Genomic DNA, 20,033 nt, shown 5'->3' on the forward strand with positions numbered 1-20,033 from the left:
GGCGCGGCTCAGGAGCTGACGTCGGCCGTGCTGAACCGGGCCCAGGCGGCTGCGGCGAAGACGGCCGTGTAGGCGGCCGCGGACGCGACGCCGGGGCCGAGGTCGCCGAGGTTGACCGGGTCCCGCAGCACGGCCGCGTAGTCGAGCCAGTAGTGCGTGGGCAGGAAGCGGTGGATCGCGGCGAGCTGGGAGAGCTGGTCCAGGATCTGGCTCACGACCGTGACCACGAGCACCGTGATGCCCGCCGCGATCGGCTGCTCGGTCATCGTCGAGACGAAGAGGCCGATCGCGCCGAGCGCCACGAGGCAGATCGTCAGGTAGCAGCAGACCAGAGCGAGTCGCGCGAGCCCCGCCCAGAACCCCAGGCTCGAGCCGGACAGCGTGACGAAGTCGCCCGCGCCGAACAGCGCGAGACCGATCAGGGCGCCGACGCCGGCGACGACCGCCACCGCGGCGAAGGTGAACACCGCGATCCCACCGAGCTTCACGGCGAGCAGCCGGGCGCGGTCCACCGGTGTGACGAGCAGGTACCGCAGGGTGCCCAGGTTGGCCTCCCCGGCCACCGCGTCGCCGGCGATCGCCGACACCGCGATCGGCAGGAAGAACGGCAGCTCGACCGTCAGCGCGGCCAACGCGACGAACAGGCCGTTGTCGGTGATCTGACCGAAGACGAACGAGTCTCCCTCGCCCGCTCCCGAGGTCTTGATCACCACCGCGATCAGCACCGGGACGCTCGCGAGGATCAGGCCGCCGACCCAGTTGCGCCGCCGGCCGAAGATCAGCCACAGCTCGGAGCGGAACAGCCGACCGAAGGCGCCCGCCGCGCGCGCGGTGCGGGCCGGGCCGGCCTCCGCGGTGGGCTCGAGCTCAACCGCTGACATCGAAGCCCTCCCCGGTGAGGTGCACGAAGAGCTCCTCGAGGTCCGTCCCGGTGGTGCCGAAGCCGGTCACCGGGACGCCTGCGTGGACCAGCGCCGCGACCAGCGCCGCGGGGTCCTGGTCACCGAGCAGCGCACCCGCGCCGTCCGCGGAGACGAGGACCTCGGTCATGCCGAGCCTGGTCAGGACCGACGCCGCCTCGTGCCGGGCGGTCGTGGTGACGATCGCCCGGGCGGCGCCCTGGCGGCGCAGCGCGCCGAGGCTGTCCTGAGCGACCAGACGCCCCCGGTGCATCACCCCGACGTGTGTGCAGACCTGCTCGACCTCGCTCAGCAGGTGGGTGGACAGCACGACCGTGGTCCCACCCGAGGCGAGCTCGGCGAGCAGGGTGCGCACCTCGCGGGTGCCCTGCGGGTCCAGGCCGTTGGTGGGCTCGTCGAGCACGAGCAGCTCGCGTGGGCGCAGCAGAGCGGCGGCGATGCCGAGCCGCTGCCGCATGCCCAACGAGTAGTGCCGGTATCGCTTGGCCGCGGCCGCGGTCAGACCCACCCGGTCGAGTGCCGCGAGCACGCGATCCTTCGCCGTGGCGGCCGGTGCGGTGCGGTCGGCGGCGTCGAGCCGCATCAGGTTGTCCCAGCCGGACAGGTACGGGTGGAACGCGGGCCCCTCGACCAGCGCGCCGATCCGGGGGAGGACCTCGCCCGCCGCCGCCGGCATGGTCCGGCCGAGGAGGTCCGCACTGCCGGCCGTGGGCCGCAGCAGCCCGAGCAGCATCCGGATGGTCGTGGTCTTGCCGGACCCGTTCGGCCCGAGGAACCCGTAGACGGCGCCGGTCGGCACGTGCAGGTCGATGCCGTCCACCGCGAGCTGCCCCGAGCGGAAGCGCTTGGTCAGGCCGGACGTCGAGACGGCCGCTGTGCCGTGGTGGGACATGCCATCTGCCGGAACGCCGATGGCCTGCTCGGCGGGGGCCGGGGCTGGACCCGCGCCGTCGGTGACGCTCACCGGGTGCTGGAGGCCGCGACCTCGAGAGTCGCCCGGTCGACGGCGCCGACGATCGTGCGTCCGTCGTCGGTGAGCAGCACGGAGAGCAGGTTCGTGGTGAGCAGCCGGCCGCTGCCCCAGTCGCCGCTCACCTGCGGCATCGCAGTGAGCAGGGCCGAGAGCGTCGGGTCGGCCGAGTCGGCCGCCTGGGCCTCGGCGCCCGCGAGGTCCGTGGCGGACCCGCTCAGCACGAGCACGCTCGCCCAGCCCTCACCGACCACCTGCGGCGTGGCCCGGGAGGCGGGGTCCTCGCCGGTGCCGGCGCCGGTGCCGGCGCCGGACTTGCCGGCTCCGGAGAGCAGGTCGGGCTCGGTGACGGTGGCGCCCGCGGGCGGCGTGAAGGTGAAGACCGACGGGTCGGGCGCGGTGAACGACACGGAGGTGTAGCCGACCGTCAGAGCCGGCTCACCGGTCACCGTGGACGTGACGGTCAGCTGGGTCGGGACGCGCTCGGCGGCGTCGATCGCGATCGTGACCGAGGCGATCAGCGTCCCGGGGTCGGTCGGGGTGAGCACGAGCTGGTAGGCCGGTCGCCCGGCGACGCGCGTCGCGGGCCCCGTGGTCACCTGAGTCGTGGGCTCGAGCGCGGCGAGGACCAGCGTGCTGAGCTGGTCGGGTGTGAGATTCGCGAGCGCTGCGCGGGGGTCGGTCGCTGCGGCGCCGTCGAGCACGGAGGGCGTGTCCTCGCCCGTCGCGCCGGGGTGGGCCGCGGCCAGGGCGTCGCGCGCTGCGGCGAGCTCGGCGTCGGTCGGCGGCACGACGTGCGTGACGGTGCTGTCGTCGCTGGACCAGACCCAGAGCTGGGTCCCGTCGGTGACCACGTCGGTCTCGCCGAGCGAGCCGAGCGCGGCGACCCGCAGGCCGTCGTGCGAGGCCCACACCCGCAGGGTCGTGGTGCCGTCGAGGAGGTCGGCGACGCCGAGACCGGAGCCGTGCGGCCCGGCGACCGAAGGCAGCGACGGGAGGCCGAGGTCGGCGTCGACCACGACGGTGCCCTGGACCGCGGTGACGTCGGCGCCCTGCAGATCGGTGAGCAGCTGCTCCGCGGTCTTGTCGGGCAGGTCGACGCTCGCGGCCACCGCCGGCGCCAGCAGCGTCGTCCCGATCACTGCGCCGGCCACCGCGACGGGCAGCAACCAGCGGACGGAGCGTGCGTGAGCGAACCCTGCTCGACCGGACATGGCTCGATTCTCCCTCCGGTTCTCGCGGGCCGTCGACGCTTCGGTGGGGAGGCCTCGTGAAGGTGACGAGGGCTCAGCAGCCCTGCATGTCCTCCGCGGCGGGCTCGACCGGCGTGACGTCACCCGTCACCCGGCCGGCCACCTCGACGACGGCGTCCTCGGCCGACCCCTGGGCGCCGAGCGCGACGACCAGCCCCATCTTGCCGAGCATGTTGACCATCGGCGGGCCCATGTGCGACGCGGCCACGGCCTGGGCGCCCTTGCCGAGCAGGAAGCGCGCGATGCGGCCGTGGTGGCTGCCGTGCGGGCCCTCGTCGTGCAGCACGTCCCAGCCGACCGCGTCCTCGGTCCACGAGACGACGGCACCGTCCCGCACGGTCGCCGTGGCGACCACGGTGGCCTTGCCCCAGCTGTGGTCGACCTGGCGGTCACCGGTCACCGGGACGCAGACCACGACCCCGCCCTGCTCGCTCATCCGTTCCTCCTTGCGGTACCCGGAACACCTCCGGGGGTATCACCAGGGTGCCACCACGAGCCGGGGGTGCACGCGCCACAGGTCCTGCCGCGGCAAGGGCCGGACACGGAGTGGGTCGGAGGACGGAGCGGGTCGGAGGACGGGGCAGCCGGCACCGCCGACCGCGCGGGCCGGCCGCCTGAGGTGCGCCGTCGTCCGTCAGCCCGCGGGTTCGAGCAGCAGGCCGTCGTCCTGGAGCGTCCGGGCGCCGCACGTCACGCCGTACGCCGCTTGCGCCATCGGGTCGTCCTTGGGGTAGGTCGTGGTCGTGGTCGCCCCGTTGGTGGCCGTCAGACCGTCGATCAGGATCCGGGTTGACGCCACCGTCGTGGTGTTGCCCGACGTGGTCGCGAGCAGACCGAGCAGGCCGGTCGGGGTCGAGCCGTCGGTCGAGCAACCGACACCCGTGCCGTAGCCGGTGAAGCCCAACGAGAACTCGTACTGGCTCCCCTGGGCGTTCAGCACCGGCCGGACCTGGCAGTCGAGCACGCGGAAGAGCAGCACCGTCCGCCCGTCGGTGGCGAGCGCCACGACCGTCGTGCTGTCGACCGGGGTGATGAGTACCTCGCGACCCTCGGCACCGCCGGCCAGCGCGAACGTCGTACCGAACGAACCGCCGGCGGCGGTGCTCACGCCGAAGACGACCTGATCGCCTCCCGCTGCGATCCACCCGGTGTCCGGCCGGCCGTCGCCGTCCACGTCGGGGACCTCGCGGGTGGTCGCGCCCGAGGGCTCGGCCATGGTGGTGTCCGCGCACCCCGCGGCGGCGGTCGCGGTGGCGGAGCCGCTCCCGCTCGAGGCGGCCGAGCTCGAGGCCGTCGCCGACGTCGTGCCTGACGCCTCGGTCGACGTGTCGGACGTGCTGCTCGTCGCAGCGCCGCTCGTGGTCGGAGAGGCTGCGCCCGACGCGCTGCACGCCCCGAGCGTGACGGCGAGGACAGCGGCGAGGGCGGACGCCCCCGCGAACGCGCGGGTGCGGCGGGGCCGTGGCCCGGACGCAACGGGGCGGGACCGGTCGATCATGGTGCTCCTCTCCGGACGCGGGAGGTCTGGCCGCGCCCGTTACGGCCTACACCCGCGTCGGAGGGCGCGCGAACGCGATCGTCCAGCCGGCCCCCAGCGGACGCCCAGGCGGGTCGCGGTCTCGCGTGGTGCCCGGTGGACCGTGGGTCGCGGCTCGGCGCGGCGCCTCAGTCGAGGAACAGCGCGCGCAGGCGGCGGGTCGTCAGGATCACGCCCAACCCGGCCATCGCGACGAAGTAGCCGACGTGCAGGGCAGTGCCGGAGTCGAGCGCCCCGATCGTGAGGTTGCGGACCAGCTCGACGGCGTGCCACAGCGGCATCGCCTGGATCAGCCACTGCAGCGGCACCGGGTACACGGTGAGCGGGTAGAAGGTGGCCGAGAACAGGAACATCGGAAGCATCACGATGTTGATCCAGTCCATCTGCTGGAAGGTCGACATGTAGCTCGTGATGGCCATGCCAAGGCTCGCGAAGCCGAAGGCGATGAGCAGCACGGCGGGCAGCGTGAGCACCGCCGTCCAGGACTGGTTCAGGCCCATGACCTGCATCACCGTGAGGAACCCGGCGGCATAGAGCACCCCGCGCAGCAGCGCGTAGGAGATCTCGCCGAGGGCCACGTCGAGCGGCCCGAGCGAGGTCGACATCATCGCCTGGTACAGCTTGCCGAAGTGCATCTTGAAGAAGACGTTCCAGGTCGAGTCGTACACCGCGCCGTTCATCGCGGAGACCGCGAGCAGCGCTGGGGCGATGTACGCCGGGTAGGAGATCTGCTGCCCGGTGTCCAGCGTGATGTCGCCCACGAAGGTGCCGAGCCCGTAGCCCATGGCGAGCAGGAAGAACACCGGCTCGAAGAACCCGGAGACCACGACGACCCACGTGCTCGACCTGGCGGCGAGCAGACCGCGGGACAGGACCGACCCGGCGTTACCGGCGTAGAGCGCGCGCAGCCCGCCGCGATTCTCGCGGGTGCCTTCGGTGCGTTCGGTCGTGGTGCTCATCCGCGCATCCTCGCCACGAAGGTGCGCCGGGCGAGCACCCAGCCGGCAGCTGTCATCCCCGCGAGGATGCCGAGGTGGGCCGCGATGGTCGCGCCGGACATGGGCGCGCCGTAGGACACCCACCGACCGAGCTCGGAGGCGTGCCACAGCGGGGAGATCCAGCCGATCCAGGCGAGCCACTGCGGCAGCGTGTCGAGCGGGTAGAACGTGCCGGAGAACAGGAACATCGGCGTGAAGACGAACCGCTGGACCGCGGCGAACTGGCCCGCGTCGTCCTTGAGCGAGGCCGAGAAGGCGAGCAACGGGAGCCCGAACGCGAGGCCGCCGAGCACACCGACGAACGGCAGCACCGCGGCGGCCCAGGGGCGCCCGACCGCGCCGAACGCCAGCATGAGGCCCGCGTAGGCGACCGCCGTGAAGAGCATCCGTGCCATCGCGGCGAGCACGAGGCCGCCGACGATCTGGTGCGGTGCGAGCGGCGAGGCGTTCATCCCCCAGAAGATCCGGCGCCACTTGAAGCCCGCCATCACCGTGTACGTGAACTCCTCGGTGGGCACGGTGGTCGCGGCGGTCGCCAGCAGCGCCGGGGCGACGAACACGAGGTAGCGAACCGGACCGTCGGGTCCGTCGGCCACGGGAGCGTCGAGGAACGCGGCCAGCCCGAGGCCGATGCCGAGCAGGTACACCAGAGGTGAACCCACCCCGCCGATCACGATCGTCCAGCCGTAGGCCCGCATCGCGCGGATCTGGTGCTCGGCGACGTACAGCGCGCCGAACCGGCGCGGGCGCCTGGCGGCCTCGATCGCCGAGGCGGCCGCAGGGGAGACGACGTCGGTGGCGCTCACTCGATCAGGCTCCGTCCGGTGAGCCGGAGGAAGACGTCCTCCAGGCTGGACCGGCGCACCAGGCTGGTGGTCGGGTGCAGCCCGAGACGGCTGACCTGCTCGAGCACCGCCTCGCCGTCCGCCGCGTAGACCAGCACGCGGTCGGGCAGGATCTCGATCCGGTCGCCGAGCCCGGCGATCTGCTCGGCGGCGGACTCGTTGCGCGACGCGCCGAAGCGCAGCTCGACCACCTCGCGCGAGGAGTACTGCCGGATCAGCTCGGCGGGCGAGCCCTCGGCCATGATCCGGCCGTGGTCGACCACGACGAGGCGGTCGCACAGCTGCTCGGCCTCGTCCATGTAGTGCGTGGTGAGCACGAGGGTCGTCCCGCGCTCCTTGAGACGGAACAGGCGGTCCCACAGCACGTGCCGTGCCTGCGGGTCGAGCCCGGTGGTCGGCTCGTCGAGCATGAGCACGAGCGGGTCGTTGACCAGGGCGCGGGCGATCGTGAGGCGGCGCTTCATGCCGCCGGACAGGTCGTCCACCTTGACCTTGGCCTTCTCCTCGAGCTGGGCGAAGGTGAGCAGCTCGTCGGCCCGCTGCGCGCAGACGGCGCGCGGGATCCCGAAGTAACGGCCGTAGACGATGAGGTTGTCCCGGACCCGCAGCTCGGTGTCGAGGTTGTCCTCCTGGGGCACGACGCCGAGCCGGGCCCGGATCTCCGGACCGTGGGTGTCCGGGTCCAGCCCGAGCACGCGCAGCTCGCCCGCGGTGCGGGTCGAGACGGCGCCGACCATCCGCATGGTGGTGGACTTGCCGGCCCCGTTGGGCCCGAGCAGGCCGAACGACTCGCCCGGGGCGACCTCGATGTCGATGCCGTCGACCGCGACGAGATCGCCGTAGTGCTTGGTCAGGCCGGTGGCGGAGATGACGGGTTCGGGCACGAGCGAGAACGGTACCGACGGGGTGTGACACGAGGCGAACGGATATGCGGTCCGAGCCCCCGCCCGAGCGGGTACCCGCGTCGTCCGCCCGGGCGACCCCGAGCCACCGGTCGCGGACTAGGGTTGCGCTCGTGCCCCCAGCCGCTCGCCCGCCCCGCACCGAGGCCGCCCGATGAGCCACCACTCGCACGGCAGTGAGCCGCTGGTCCGGCTGCCGGACGGCACCGTCAAGCAGGTGTCGCCGCTGACCGGGACCGTGGTCTGGACGGTGCCCGGCCGCGGCCGGCGACCGATCGCGACCCGGCAGGACGCCCGGGTCCGGCTCGAGCCCGACGAGGCGGGCCGGCTCTGCTCGTTCTGCGAGGAGCGCTACCTCGACACGCCGCCGGAGAAGGCCCGGCTGGTGCTCGCCGACGACGGGCCCCGGGTGGTCGAGCACGTGCCCGCGCCCGCCCTGTTCGACACGGTCGCCGAGCTCCGCCGGGTGCCGAACCTGTACGAGATCCTGTCGGTCGAGTACTGGCGCGCGAACCACGGGTACACCCCACCGCCCGACGTGCTGGCCCGCGCGACGGCCTACACGGCCGATCCGGTGGGGCGGGCGCACGTGCTCGACATGCTCGGCCGGCGTGCCGCCGACACCGGTCTGGCCACGGTGTGGGCCACCGAGCCGGAGGTCGAGCGCCTCTCCCAGGCCGTCGACCTGTTCGCCGGGTCGCACGACGTGGTGGTCGCCCGGCGGCACGTGGTCGAGGGAGCGCGCTACCTGGACGAGCTCGCCGCCGCCGGGACGCTCACGCCGGACGAGCACGAGCGGTACCTCGCGTTCACGGTGGACGCCATGCGGTCGCTCTACGCGTCGCAGCCCTCGGCCCGCTACGTCGCGGTGTTCCAGAACTGGCTGCGGCCGGCCGGTGCGTCGTTCGACCACCTGCACAAGCAGCTCGTCGCGATCGACGAGTACGGCCCGCAGACCGAGCGGGAGCTCGCCCGGCTCGCGGTCGAGCCCGACGTCTACACCACGGCGATCCTCGACCACGCGGCCGCGCACAAGCTCGTCGTCGCGGAGAACGCGCACGCCGTCGCGGTGGCCGGGGTCGGGCACCGGTACCCGGCGCTCGAGGTCTACTCATGCAGTGACCGGCACCTGCCGTGGGACCACAGCGCGGCCGAGCTGCGGGGCTTCTCCGACCTGCTGCACGCACTGCACGCGGCGACCGGCTCGGACGTGCCGACCAACGAGGAGTGGCACTACCGTCCGCCGGCGGCCGTCGAGCCGATGCCATGGCACGTCGTGCTGAAGTGGCGGGTCTCCACCCTGGCCGGCTTCGAGGGCGGCACGAAGATCAACGTGAACACGATCGACCCGTTCACGCTGCGGGACCGGACGGTCGCGGCGCTGCAGCGGCTGCGCGACGCCGGCAAGGTCGCTCGGATGGCGCTCGGCGACGAGTGCTCGCACGAGCTCGGCGTGCTCCGCTACGCGGACTGAGCCCCGCGCGCGGCACCTGCCCGGTGCGTCCTGAGTCGCCGCCCCCGTTCAGGCCCCGTCGAGCTCCGCGAGTCGCGGCACCACGGGTGCGACGCGCTCACGGATCCACTCCGACGGCGCGGTCTTCGGCGGTCGCACGATCATGGTGTCCACGCCGAGGTCGGCGAACGGTCCCACCCGGGCGACGAACCCGTCGAGGTCCCCGGAGTCCAGCTCGGGGGCGGACGTGAGCGCCGTGACCCGGATCTCGGCCGGGTCGCGACCCACGTCCGCGCAGTGGCCGCGCAGCACCGCGAGCTTGTGCGCCATCTCCTCCCGGTCGGACACGAACAGGTTGCACGCGTCCGCGTACTGCGCGACGAGCCGCAGCGTCTTGCGCTCGCCGGAGCCGCCGACCATCACGGTGGGGTGGTGCAGCGGGAGCGGCCGGCACACCGTCTCGGCGAGGCGGTAGTGGGTGCCCTCGTACGGCCCCTCGTCGGCGGGGTCGAACATCTGCGCGCAGATCTGCAGCGTCTCCTCGAGGCGCTCGAACCGCTCCGCGAGCGGGGGGAACGGCACGCCGAGCGCGTCGTGCTCGCGCTCGTACCAGGCGGCGCCGAGGCCGAGCGCCGCGCGTCCGCCGGACAGCACGTCGAGGGTCGCGACCGTCTTCGCCAGCAGGCCGGGGTACCGGTAGGTCACCCCCGTGACGAGCACGCCGAGCTCGACCGTCTCGGTTCGCCCCGCGAGGTAGCCGAGCGTCGTGTAGGCCTCGAGCATCGGGTCGGTGTGCGGGAACCCGGCGCGCTCCATCTGGAAGAAGTGGTCCATCACCGACAGCCACGCGACGCCGGCGCGTTCCACCTCCTCGCCGACCCGCGCGAGCTCGTCGCGCAGCTGGGGCGGCTCGACACCGTCGAACCGCATGGCGTGGACCCCGACCTTCATCGACCGCTCCGTCCCCTGTCGCCTCGGCCGACCTCCCGCGGGGGTGCAGGACCGCCCCGGGACCGGCCGCTCCGCGCAGCGTCTCACCGTGCCGGTCGAGCCGCGACCGCGGGCCTCGGCCAGCAGTGGTGGTGCGCCGAGGCCGGTGGTGTCATGGAGGTGGTCGAGGAGGCGACGATGGTCCGGACCCGGCTCAGTGCGACGGTGCTCGACTCGCGCGAGCCCGAGCGGCTCGCGGGCTTCTACCAGGCCCTGCTGGGCTGGGAGGTCTCCGCGCAGGACCCGACGTGGGTCATGCTGCGTGCCCCGGGCGGGGGACCGGGTCTGTCCTTCCAGCTCGAGCCGATCCACGAGCAGCCCACCTGGCCGGCCGAGCCGGGAGCCGGGCAGATGCAGATGCACCTCGACATCGGGGTCGACGACGTCGCCGCGGGCGTGGCGCTCGCCGAGAGCCTCGGTGCGCGCCTCGCGGACTGGCAGCCCCAGGAGGAGGTCCGGGTGATGCTCGACCCCGAGGGCCACCCGTTCTGCCTGTTCCCGCTCGCGACGCCGAGCTGAGCCGACGAACGCTGCGCCCTCGGCGGAATCCGGTCGACGCGTGTCGGTGGTCGCGGTCATGCTTGACCCGGACCCGAGCGGGGGAATGCACGACGGCGCGCTTCGGTCCTCCACTCCGCGACCGAAGGGCGCCACCATGACCGAACGCACCGAGCAGACCGAGCTGGTGGCGAGTCCCGTCGGCGGGCCGGCCGACGCCGCACCGGTGGGCGGCCGGACGGCCACGTCCGGTCCCGCGCCCACCGCACCCGAACGCATGGGCCGGCGCGAGCGCACCGCCGTCGCCGTGCTGCTGACCAGCACCTTCGTGGTGATCCTCAACGAGACGATCATGGGTGTGGCGCTGCCGCGCCTGATGACCGACCTCGCGATCACGGCCGCGACCGCGCAGTGGCTGTCCACGGCGTTCATGCTCACCATGGCGGTCGTCATCCCGGTGACCGGCTTCGTGCTCCAGCGCACCACCACACGGGCCGCGTTCCTCACCGCGATGGGCCTGTTCAGCCTCGGCACCCTGGCCTGCGCGCTCGCGCCCGGGTTCGAGGTCCTCGTGGTCGGGCGCGTGGTCCAGGCCTCCGGCACCGCGATCATGCTGCCGCTGCTCATGACGACCGTGATGACCGTCACGCCCCCCGCCTCGCGTGGCCGGACGATGGGCAACATCTCGGTGGTCATCTCGGTCGCGCCGGCGATCGGGCCGACCCTGTCCGGGCTGATCCTGTCGGTGCTGCCGTGGCGCGCGATGTTCTGGCTGGTGCTGCCGATCGCGCTGGTCGCGCTCGCGGTCGGGGCGTGGCGGCTCCCGGTGCTCAACGAACCGCGGTACGCCCGCGTGGACGTGGTCTCGGTGGTGCTCTCCGCGCTCGGGTTCGGCGGCGTGGTGCTCGGGCTGAGCCGGTTCGGCGAGTCCGCGACGGCCGGCCTTGGCGCCGCCGTGGTGCCGCTGGTGGTCGGGCTGATCGCGGTGTCGCTGTTCGTCGCGCGGCAGGTGTGGCTGCAGCGGACCGACGGCGCCCTGCTCGACCTGCGGGTCTTCGCCTCGGGGACCTTCACGGTCGCCGTGGTCGTGATGGCGCTGAGCATGCTCGCGCTTTTCGGCACGATCATCCTGCTGCCGATCTACACCCAGCAGGTGCTCGGGCTCGACGTGCTCGCGACCGGGCTGATGCTGCTGCCCGGCGGCCTGCTCATGGGGCTGCTCGCCCCGCTGGTGGGACGGGCCTACGACCGGGTGGGTCCGCGGCCCCTGCTGGTACCCGCGTCCGTGCTGGTGAGCCTCTCGCTGTGGGGCTTCGCGACGGTCGGTGAGGAGACCGCGTGGTGGTTCGTGCTGGCCTGCCACGTGGTGCTGAGCCTCGGCCTCGCACTGATGTTCACCCCGTTGTTCACGGCGGCGCTCGGCGCGGTCCCCGCGCCGCTGTACTCGCACGGGAGCGCCATGGTCGCCACGATCCAGCAGGTGGCCGGGGCGGCGGGCACCGCATTGTTCGTCACGGTGCTCACTGCGACGGCGACCGGGGCGGCGGGCGACGGAGCGGTCGGGGCGACCGCGGCCGGGGTGCACGCGGCCTTCCTGGTCGGCGCGGGGCTGAGCCTCCTCGCGATCCCGGCGACCATGCTCGTGCGCGTGGCGGAGTCCGACGGAAGCGGCGCCGGGGCGTCGGTGCACTGACGCGCGGGCGCCGCGGCCGGGTCCCGGTCGCGACGGATGCGCCGGCGGGTTCGGCGCCGCGCCGGGCCGAGTCGGCCAGGGGGCGCTGCCGACGGTCAGTGGCTGTGCGGCACGCCCTGCTCGTGCAGGCGCTCGTGCTCCTCGCGAGCGGCCTGGCGGGCGGCGATGCGAGCGGCGACCTCCTCGCGGCGCAGCGGCGGCACCGTCGAGGGCGGGTTGCGGCGCTCGGGCAGGTCGGCGAGGGCCTGGGCGGTCGCGGCCGCGACCGCGGTGACGGCGGCGTCGAACGCCTCGCGAGTCACGTCGGTGACCTTCGTGATGCCCGTGACCTTGCGGACGTACTGGACCGCCGCGGCGTCGATCTCGTCACGCGTGGCGGGCGGCTCGAGCCCGCGCAGGGTGGTGATGTTGCGGCACATGCCACGACGCTACGCGGGCCTGGTCGAAGGGGCCTGCGGTCAACGCCTGCGCCGGCGTGGTCGGCTCGGCCTCGGGACAGGGGTTTCGGGTCGAGACAGGGGTTTCGGGTCGAGACAGGGGTTTCGGGTCGAGACAGGGGCCCAGACACCCCTGCCTCGGCGCCGAGCCCCGGTCTGGGCGCAGAGCCCCTGCCTCGGCGCCGAGACGGCTGCCCCGATGGCCCGGCAGCGGCCCTCGCACCCCACCCGGGTGTGCTCGTCGGGATGTGGGGACACCGACGGCGGAGGAACGCCCGCCGTCGGTGTCCCCACGCACCTCGGCGTTGCCGTCAACGGCAAGGCCTCACCGCTGCGTCAGTAGCTGACTGCTGTCCCCGTCAGAACCGCGTGGCCGCCTGCGTCAGAGCCGCACGGTCGCCGGCGTCGGAACCGCACGGTCGCCTGCGTCGGAACCGCGCGGCCGCCTGCGTCGGAACCGCGCGGTCGCCTGCGTCAGAGCCGCGCGAGGGACTCGATGTCCTCGAGGAACTCGCGCTGCACCTCGTCCGAGACCGTCGCCTTGGTGCCGCCGATCGCCTCGAGGTAGTCGGCGGTGGTCGGTCCCGCGTCGGACTCGGCCGCTCCGGCGTCGAGCGAGCGCTCGAGCGCATGCTGGGAGGCCTTGCGGGCGGCGAACTCGATGTCGGCGGGGGAGAAGCCCTGGCTCGCCTGCACCAGGGCCGTGAGGTCGACACCTTCCGCGGCCTGCGGCACCATCGCGCGCCAGATCGCCTCGCGGGCGTCGGCGTCCGGCAGCCCGATCGGGATGACGTAGTCGAACCGGCCGTGCCGCAGGAAGGCAGGGTCCAGCGCCCGGATGAAGTTGGTCGCGACCACGAGCAGGCGGTCCGACTGCTCGCGGAACGCAGGGATGATCTTCAGGAGCTCGTTCGTGACGCCCTGCAGCGGCGACGGCGGCTCACCGCCGCGCTTCGCGGCGATCTCCTCGACCTCGTCGATGAAGACCACCGCGTGCTCGAGCTCGGCGACCTTGTCGAACGTGGTCCGCAGCGCGCCGGCCAGGCCCTGGGGATCGCCGGCCAGCCGGGACGGGAACACCTCGACGAAGCTCCACTCCAGCCGCGACGCGATCGCCTTCGCGAACGTGGTCTTGCCGGTCCCAGGCGGGCCGAACAGCACGACGGCGCGCGGCGGCACGATGCCGTACCGCTCGGCCAGGTCCGGCCGGGCCAGCGGGAGCACCAGACGACGCTCGATCAGCTCCTTCTCGTGCCGCATGCCGCCCACGGCCTCCCAGCGGCCGCGCGGCAGCACCCGGCCGCCGAGCTCGGCGAGCGCACCGAGCTCCTCGCGCTGCACCGGGATGCGGCGCTCGAGGTAGCGGCGGGTCGCCCGGATCTCGTAGCCCTGGGACAGGAACGGCTCGGTGCGCTCGCTCGACTCGTTGAGCAGCACCGACATCTTGCTCAGCCCGTGCGGCGCCATGGCCTTCTCGACCGCGGCGAGCATCGCCGAACCGATGCCCTTGCCACGCCAGTCCGCGCGCGTCGTGTGGAACACGATCCAGCCCTGCTCGTGCGCAGCGCGGCCCACCGAGACGCCGACGATCTCGTCACCGGCCACGGCCACCACGGCCTGGTCCATCCGGCACGAGGCCAGGACCTCCGCCAAGGAGTAGACCGGGGCCTCCCCGTCGCGGTGCACCGCCTCCCAGAGCTGGAGCACGCCGTCCAGGTCGTCGGAGTGGAACTCACGCAGCCGCCAGCCGGGCATCGATCCTCCTCGGGATCAGTCTGGGTCGGTCTCGTCGGTCTCGGTCGACTCGTCGGTCACGCCCGACTCATCGGTCGGCTCGGCGTCGGCCTCGTCGGCCTCGTCAGGTTCGTCAGCCTCCGGCATCGCCACGGTGTCGACCGGCGGCTCGACCCAGTCCGGGTCCGCCGCGCCGACGACCCGCGTCTCGACCGGCTCCCAGTCGGCGACCACGTCGCAGACCACGACCGTCACGTTGTCGTGCGTGTCCGCGTCCAGCGCGGCGGCGACCAGCGCGTCCGCGACCGCCTCGACGTCGGGGTCGGAGCGCAGCAGGTCGAGCACCTCGTCCTCGAGCAGGTAGTCGGTCAGGCCGTCGCTGCACAGCAGCCAGCGGTCGCCCTCGCGGCAGTCCTGGTGCAGCACCGCCAGGTGCGTCGCGTCGTCGGCGGCGCCCGCCAGGGACTGCAGGATCAGGTTGCGCTGCGGGTGCAGCCACGCGTCCTCGGGCTCGAGCAGGCCCGAGTCGACCAGCAGCTGGACGTAGGAGTCGTCGTGCGTCACGCGGGTGCCGGCACCGTCGCGCACCAGGTACGCGCGGGAGTCGCCGATGTGGGCGACCCGAACCGCGTCGGCACCGCAGAACAGGCCGGTGAAGGTGGTCGCCATCCCGGTCAGGCGAGGGTCGCGGGCGCGCTGCGCGAGCTCCTCGTTCGCGTCGGCGACCAGGCCCTGCAGAGCGTCGTCGTCGACGTCGTGCAGGTCCCGGCCGGTCAGGCCCGCGATCAGCACCTCGCTCACGGCCCGGGAGGCGACATCGCCACCGGCGTGCCCGCCCACGCCGTCCGCGACGAACGCGAAGCCCTCACCGACGCCGGCGGAGTCCTGGTTCGAGGCTCGGTGCGGCCCGGTGATCGACCGCAGCGCGACCCGCAGGCCGAGCGCCGGGGCAGCGGCGTCCGGCGTCGCGGGCAGCTCCTGGCGCGCGGTCACGGGGGCCATCCTGCCAAGCGCACGGGCCCGTCGGGTAACCCGCGCGTGTCGGGCTCCGGGTCACAGGTCCCGGGTCTGCCCTCGTCAGCGGGTTTGTGCGGACAAGAGCGCGGTCATCGGGCCCAAGGTCACCCCTCGCGGTCGCACGACGCGCCTAGCGTGCGAGACGACACCGTTGTCGAGCCCACCCTGGGGTGACTGTGATCCGCGCGCAGAACCCGGAGGACGCCGTTCAAGGCGTTCCGACCGATCGTCCCCACACCCGTCCCGGCCTCCGCCGGTGGCCGGTCGTCGTACTCGGCGCCCTCGGCGCCCTGACGTTGGCCGGCTGCTCCTCGGAGGGTGGGGGTGGCACCGGTGAGGTGCACGGTGAGGCCAGCCTCGTGCTGCCGGACCTGTCCGTCGTGAGCGCCGGTGGCGTGTCCGGCACGGTGCTGCTGACCATCGGGCTCGGCGTGACGCTGCTCGGCATGCTGTTCGGCGTCGTCGTGTTCAACCAGATGCGCACGCTGCCGGTGCACGCGTCGATGCGTGAGGTCAGCGAGCTGATCTACGCGACCTCGAAGGCCTACCTCATCCAGCAGGGCAAGTTCCTCATGCTGCTGTGGGCCTTCATCGCGACCGTGATCATCATCTACTACGGCTTCCTGGTGAACTTCCCGTGGAGCCGGGTGGCGATCGTCATCCTGTTCAGCCTGATCGGCATGGGCGGCTCGTACTCGGTCGCCTGGTTCGGCATCCGGGTCAACACCTATGCGAACTCCCGCACGTCGTTCGCCGCGCTCGAGGGCAAGCCGCTGCCGGTGCACCGGATCCCGATGAAGTCCGGCATGAGCATCGGCATGGTGCTGATCAGCCTCGAGCTGTTCATGATGCTGATCATCCTGCTGTTCCTGCCGCGTGACCTGGCCGGTGCGTGCTTCATCGGCTTCGCGATCGGCGAGTCGCTCGGCGCCGCGGCGCTGCGCATCGCGGGCGGCATCTTCACCAAGATCGCCGACATCGGCTCCGACCTGATGAAGATCGCGTTCAAGATCAAGGAGGACGACGCCCGCAACCCCGGTGTGATCGCCGACTGCGTGGGCGACAACGCCGGCGACTCGGTGGGCCCGAGCGCGGACGGCTTCGAGACCTACGGCGTGACCGGTGTCGCGCTCATCACGTTCCTGCTCCTCGCGGTCCACGACCCGATGGTCCAGGCGCAGCTGCTGGTGTGGATCTTCGTGGTCCGCGCGGTGATGCTGATCGCCTCGGTGGGCAGCTACCTGATCAACGACCTGTGGGTGCGCGGCAAGTACGCCAATGCCCGCAAGATGAACTTCGAGCACCCGCTGACCACGCTGGTGTGGCTGACCTCGGTCGTGTCGATCGCGGCGACGTACCTCACGACGTACTTCGTGGTCGGCGAGATCGGCGACGGGCTGTGGTGGAAGCTCGCCACGATCGTCTCCTGCGGCACCCTGGCCGGCGCGCTCATCCCCGAGTTGGTCAAGGTCTTCACCTCGACCACGAGCCGGCACGTGCGCGAGGTCGTGAAGAGCTCGCGCGAGGGCGGCCCGTCGCTGAACATCCTGTCCGGCCTGGTCGCCGGCAACTTCTCCGGCTACTGGCTGGGCATCGCGATCGTCGGGCTGATGGGTGCGGCGTTCCTGATCGGCGAGCAGGGCCTGGACGCGTTCATGCTGGCCCCGGCGGTGTTCTCGTTCGGTCTGGTCGCGTTCGGCTTCCTCGGCATGGGGCCGGTGACCATCGCGGTCGACTCCTACGGCCCGGTGACCGACAACGCGCAGAGCGTCTACGAGCTGTCCGTGATCGAGGAGATCGACGGCGTCAGCGACGAGATCAAGCGCGACTTCGGCTTCGACGTCCAGTGGGACGTGGCCAAGCAGATGCTCGAGGAGAACGACGGCGCGGGCAACACGTTCAAGGCGACCGCCAAGCCGGTGCTGATCGGCACCGCGGTGGTCGGCGCGACCACGATGATCTTCTCGATCATCATCGCCCTGACCGACGGCCTCGAGACGAACCTCGACATGCTGTCGCTGCTGCACCCGCCGTTCCTGCTCGGCCTGATCACCGGCGGCGCGATGATCTACTGGTTCACCGGCGCCTCGATGCAGGCCGTGACCACCGGGTCCTACCGCGCGGTGGAGTACATCAAGGACACCATCAAGCTGGACGGCGTCACGAAGGCCTCGACCGAGGACTCCAGGCGTGTGGTCCAGATCTGCACCCAGTACGCCCAGCAGGGCATGCTGAACATCTTCCTGGCGGTGTTCTTCGCGACCCTCGCGTTCTCGTTCATCGAGCCGTACTTCTTCATCGGCTACCTGGTGTCGATCGCGGTGTTCGGGCTCTACCAGGCGATCTTCATGGCCAACGCCGGTGGCGCGTGGGACAACGCCAAGAAGATCGTCGAGGTCGACCTGCACGCCAAGGGCACCGCGCTGCACGACGCGACGGTGATCGGCGACACGGTCGGCGACCCGTTCAAGGACACCTCGTCGGTCGCGCTCAACCCGGTGATCAAGTTCACGACGCTGTTCGGCCTGCTCGCGGTCGAGCTCGCCGTGAGCCTGACCTCGGACGGCGCCGGTGTGCTGGTGGGCGTCCTGGCCGCCGTGTTCTTCCTGATCTCGGCGTTCTTCGTCTACCGGTCCTTCTACGGCATGCGGATCAAGACCCAGATGGCCGCCGACGACGACTCGGGGGCAGCCCCGCAGAGCGGCAGCACGTCCACGAGCTTCGTCGAGCAGGGAGCAGGTGACCAGCGATGACCATCGCGATCAAGTACGCCGCCTCGTTCGTCGAGGACGGGCACGTCGGCGGGCACGAGGCGGGCGCCACGCTGGTCCGCCGTCTGATGCGGGTGTTCCCGGGCGCCAAGCTGGTCGGCGGCCGGGCCCGGCACGCGGAGGGCTTCGACGTGGTGCCGCTGGAGTACCTCGACCCGGCCGACACCGTCGTGATCAACATGGACGTCGTGGACTCGATCGCCGTGTGGCGAACGCTGTCCGCCTCGGGCAGCGACCCCAAGGTGATGAACTTCGTGTGGTGGAACACCTCACAGTTCACCCATGAGGTGCAGCGGGCCGCGCTCGCGCTGTCCTGCGCGCTGTTCCCGACGTTCGCGAACTCCGAGCGCACCGCGACCGAGATCAAGGAGATCGTCTCCGCCCTCACGGTCCCGACGCTCGCGGAGAAGGCGCAGATCTCCTGGGTGAACCTCGGCATCCGGCTCGAGCACGTGCAGCCGCGCGAGGAGCCGACCGTGCCGATCGTCCTCTACCCGGCGATCTACCTGTCCGACCGCAAGCAGCCGCAGCTCTTCCTCGACGTCGTCGAGCGGGTCCACCGCCGCACGCCGATCAACGTCGAGATGCGTCTGCACGAGTCGCACCTGATCAGCGAGAAGGCCATGTGGCTGTCCCGCAAGGACTGGGCGTGGGTCGGCCCGCTGACCGCGACGCGCGAGGACTACTACCACCACCTGGCCCGGACGACCGCGTTCCTGGCCACGGCGGTCGAGGAGTCCTACGGCCTGGAGTACGTCGAGGCCATGGTCGCCGGCGCGGTCGGTGTCTTCCCGGACCGGCCGTGGGCGCGGGCGCTGCTGCCCCAGGGATACCCGTTCCTGTACTCCGACGCCGCCGGCGCCGAGGCGCTGCTCTACCGCGCGGTGACGGACACGGCGGCGTGCCGGGCCGAGCTCGACCAGCTGGCGGGCGGCGACTTCGTCGGCTGGCTGCGTCAGCGGCACGACGACGACGAGTTCGAGAAGGCCATCGCCGACAAGGTGCACGACTGGTTCGGCGCGGTCTGACGACCCGTCCGACCTGACACCGGAGCCGGTCCCGCGATCGTCGCGGGACCGGCTCCGTCGTGTGCGGGGCGCGGAGGCGTCAGTCGCGGACGAGGTCCCCGGAGCCGTCGATCCGCGAGCTGACCTCCGGGTCGCCGCTGTAGACGACGTCGCCGCTGCCGGCGATGTGCACCGAGAGCGAGCCGCTCACGTCGGTGCGGACCGTGCCGGAGCCGTCGAGCTCGACGGTGGCCTGCTGGGCGGCGAGGTCCTCGCTGCGCACGTCGCCCGAGCCCGCCACGGTGACCACGAGCTCGCGCGTGGTGCCGGCCAGGTGCACGCTCCCGGAGCCGTCGATCCGGACCTCGACCCGGTCGGCCTTCACACCGTCGAGCGTCACGTCGCCGGACCCCGCGATGTGCACCTCGAGGTCCGTCCCCGTCACACCCGAGCCGTCGACGCTCCCGGACCCGGACACCGTCACGGCGTCGAGGTGGTCGGTCTCCAGCAGGTAGGCGATCTCGCCGGCGATCATCACCGCGCCCGACGTGCCGAGCACGAGCGTCCCGTCGTCCACCTCACTCGTCAGGTGCTTCATCGCCGAGTCAGGTGCGGTCAGGGTGAGCATGGGCCGGTCGCCGCGAAGCGCCACGAGGTCACCGCTCGTGCGGACGTCCACCGCGGTCACCTGCCCGACCTCGCGGTCCTCGTTCACCGAGGTCCCGCCCACGATGGAGCACCCGGCAAGCGCCACCGCTCCACCGATCACCAGCCCGGCCCCGAGCGCCGTTCGTCGCATCATTCCTCCGTCGTCACCTCTGCTGTCACCTCAACGCTGCCACCGGGGGTGCGGCGCCGACCATCGGGTGACCCCCTGAGCCGTCCCTGGTCGCGGGCCGCTCGTCATCAGGGTTTCGTGGCGCCGATCACCGGCCCGGCCTCCGGCGGGCGTGCAGGAACGTGGGGGGAACGCCGACGGCCGGGCGGGGGATCACCCCACCCGGCCGT

18 protein-coding genes are annotated in these 20,033 nt (G+C 72.4%); 5 read left to right on the forward strand and 13 right to left on the reverse strand.

The window, feature by feature from the left end:
• Positions 1-8: 8 nt before the first annotated feature.
• From OEB99_RS04420 to OEB99_RS04455, 8 genes are all read right to left on the reverse strand, one after another.
• Entirely contained in the window at positions 9-881 is an 873-nt protein-coding gene (locus OEB99_RS04420; protein WP_263508575.1) for an ABC transporter permease, read from the reverse strand.
• Entirely contained in the window at positions 868-1,812 is a 945-nt protein-coding gene (locus OEB99_RS04425) for an ABC transporter ATP-binding protein (RefSeq protein WP_263508883.1), read from the reverse strand. The genes OEB99_RS04420 and OEB99_RS04425 overlap by 14 nt, the downstream gene beginning before the upstream one ends.
• A 68-nt stretch (positions 1,813-1,880) precedes the next feature.
• Complete coding sequence (locus tag OEB99_RS04430; protein ID WP_263508576.1) at positions 1,881-3,104, reverse strand: LolA family protein; 1,224 nt, start codon at positions 3,102-3,104, stop codon at positions 1,881-1,883.
• Between the two features lie 73 nt (positions 3,105-3,177).
• Positions 3,178-3,579 carry a NifB/NifX family molybdenum-iron cluster-binding protein gene (locus OEB99_RS04435; protein ID WP_263508577.1) on the reverse strand — a complete coding sequence of 134 codons (402 nt, stop codon included), beginning with the start codon at positions 3,577-3,579 and terminating at the stop codon, positions 3,178-3,180.
• Between the two features lie 198 nt (positions 3,580-3,777).
• Complete coding sequence (locus OEB99_RS04440; RefSeq protein WP_263508578.1) at positions 3,778-4,641, reverse strand: hypothetical protein; 864 nt, start codon at positions 4,639-4,641, stop codon at positions 3,778-3,780.
• Positions 4,642-4,808: 167 nt separating this feature from the next.
• Entirely contained in the window at positions 4,809-5,639 is an 831-nt protein-coding gene (locus tag OEB99_RS04445; RefSeq protein WP_263508579.1) for an ABC transporter permease, read from the reverse strand.
• The gene (locus OEB99_RS04450) at positions 5,636-6,484 is read right to left on the reverse strand and encodes an ABC transporter permease (protein WP_263508580.1); all 849 of its coding nucleotides are present in this window, start codon (positions 6,482-6,484) and stop codon (positions 5,636-5,638) included. The genes OEB99_RS04445 and OEB99_RS04450 overlap by 4 nt, the downstream gene beginning before the upstream one ends.
• The gene (locus OEB99_RS04455) at positions 6,481-7,407 is read right to left on the reverse strand and encodes an ABC transporter ATP-binding protein (RefSeq protein WP_263508581.1); all 927 of its coding nucleotides are present in this window, start codon (positions 7,405-7,407) and stop codon (positions 6,481-6,483) included. Before OEB99_RS04455 ends, OEB99_RS04450 begins: the two co-directional genes overlap by 4 nt.
• 172 nt (positions 7,408-7,579) lie before the next feature.
• On the opposite strand from OEB99_RS04455, the gene OEB99_RS04460 reads away from it, so the two are divergent.
• The gene (locus OEB99_RS04460) at positions 7,580-8,899 is read left to right on the forward strand and encodes a DUF4921 family protein (protein ID WP_263508582.1); all 1,320 of its coding nucleotides are present in this window, start codon (positions 7,580-7,582) and stop codon (positions 8,897-8,899) included.
• A gap of 48 nt (positions 8,900-8,947) precedes the next feature.
• On the opposite strand, the gene OEB99_RS04465 is transcribed toward OEB99_RS04460, so the two are convergent.
• A complete protein-coding gene (locus OEB99_RS04465) occupies positions 8,948-9,829 on the reverse strand; it encodes an LLM class F420-dependent oxidoreductase (RefSeq protein WP_263508583.1) in 882 nt (293 codons plus the stop codon).
• 153 nt (positions 9,830-9,982) lie between these two features.
• Here OEB99_RS04465 and OEB99_RS04470 point away from each other — a divergent pair, with 153 nt between their 5' ends.
• Both OEB99_RS04470 and OEB99_RS04475 read left to right on the forward strand, forming a co-directional pair.
• On the forward strand, positions 9,983-10,387 hold the full coding sequence (locus OEB99_RS04470; protein ID WP_263508584.1) for a VOC family protein: 405 nt from the start codon (positions 9,983-9,985) through the stop codon (positions 10,385-10,387).
• 136 nt (positions 10,388-10,523) lie between these two features.
• Positions 10,524-12,059: a DHA2 family efflux MFS transporter permease subunit gene (locus OEB99_RS04475; RefSeq protein ID WP_411910656.1), complete on the forward strand. Its 1,536-nt coding sequence runs from the start codon at positions 10,524-10,526 to the stop codon at positions 12,057-12,059.
• A 95-nt stretch (positions 12,060-12,154) separates the two neighbouring features.
• Here OEB99_RS04475 and OEB99_RS04480 read toward each other — a convergent pair whose 3' ends face one another.
• The 3 genes from OEB99_RS04480 to OEB99_RS04490 all read right to left on the reverse strand — a co-directional run bounded on the left by OEB99_RS04480 (position 12,155) and on the right by OEB99_RS04490 (position 15,223).
• Entirely contained in the window at positions 12,155-12,478 is a 324-nt protein-coding gene (locus tag OEB99_RS04480; RefSeq protein WP_263508586.1) for a DUF2277 domain-containing protein, read from the reverse strand.
• A gap of 492 nt (positions 12,479-12,970) precedes the next feature.
• The gene (locus OEB99_RS04485; protein ID WP_263508588.1) at positions 12,971-14,251 is read right to left on the reverse strand and encodes an ATP-binding protein; all 1,281 of its coding nucleotides are present in this window, start codon (positions 14,249-14,251) and stop codon (positions 12,971-12,973) included.
• 15 nt (positions 14,252-14,266) lie between these two features.
• Positions 14,267-15,223 (reverse strand): PP2C family protein-serine/threonine phosphatase, encoded by a 957-nt coding sequence (locus OEB99_RS04490; protein ID WP_263508590.1) that lies wholly within the window; start codon positions 15,221-15,223, stop codon positions 14,267-14,269.
• 362 nt (positions 15,224-15,585) lie between these two features.
• Here OEB99_RS04490 and OEB99_RS04495 point away from each other — a divergent pair, with 362 nt between their 5' ends.
• A complete protein-coding gene (locus tag OEB99_RS04495) occupies positions 15,586-18,000 on the forward strand; it encodes a sodium-translocating pyrophosphatase (protein WP_263508592.1) in 2,415 nt (804 codons plus the stop codon).
• Complete coding sequence (locus tag OEB99_RS04500) at positions 17,997-19,046, forward strand: glycosyltransferase family 1 protein (protein ID WP_263508594.1); 1,050 nt, start codon at positions 17,997-17,999, stop codon at positions 19,044-19,046. The genes OEB99_RS04495 and OEB99_RS04500 overlap by 4 nt, the downstream gene beginning before the upstream one ends.
• A 79-nt stretch (positions 19,047-19,125) precedes the next feature.
• Here the strand turns inward: OEB99_RS04500 and OEB99_RS04505 are convergent, their stop codons facing one another.
• A complete protein-coding gene (locus OEB99_RS04505; RefSeq protein ID WP_263508595.1) occupies positions 19,126-19,824 on the reverse strand; it encodes a DUF2807 domain-containing protein in 699 nt (232 codons plus the stop codon).
• Between the last annotated feature and the right edge of the window lie 209 nt (positions 19,825-20,033).

This window comes from Actinotalea endophytica (genome assembly GCF_025717005.1).
Lineage (GTDB): Bacteria > Actinomycetota > Actinomycetes > Actinomycetales > Cellulomonadaceae > Actinotalea.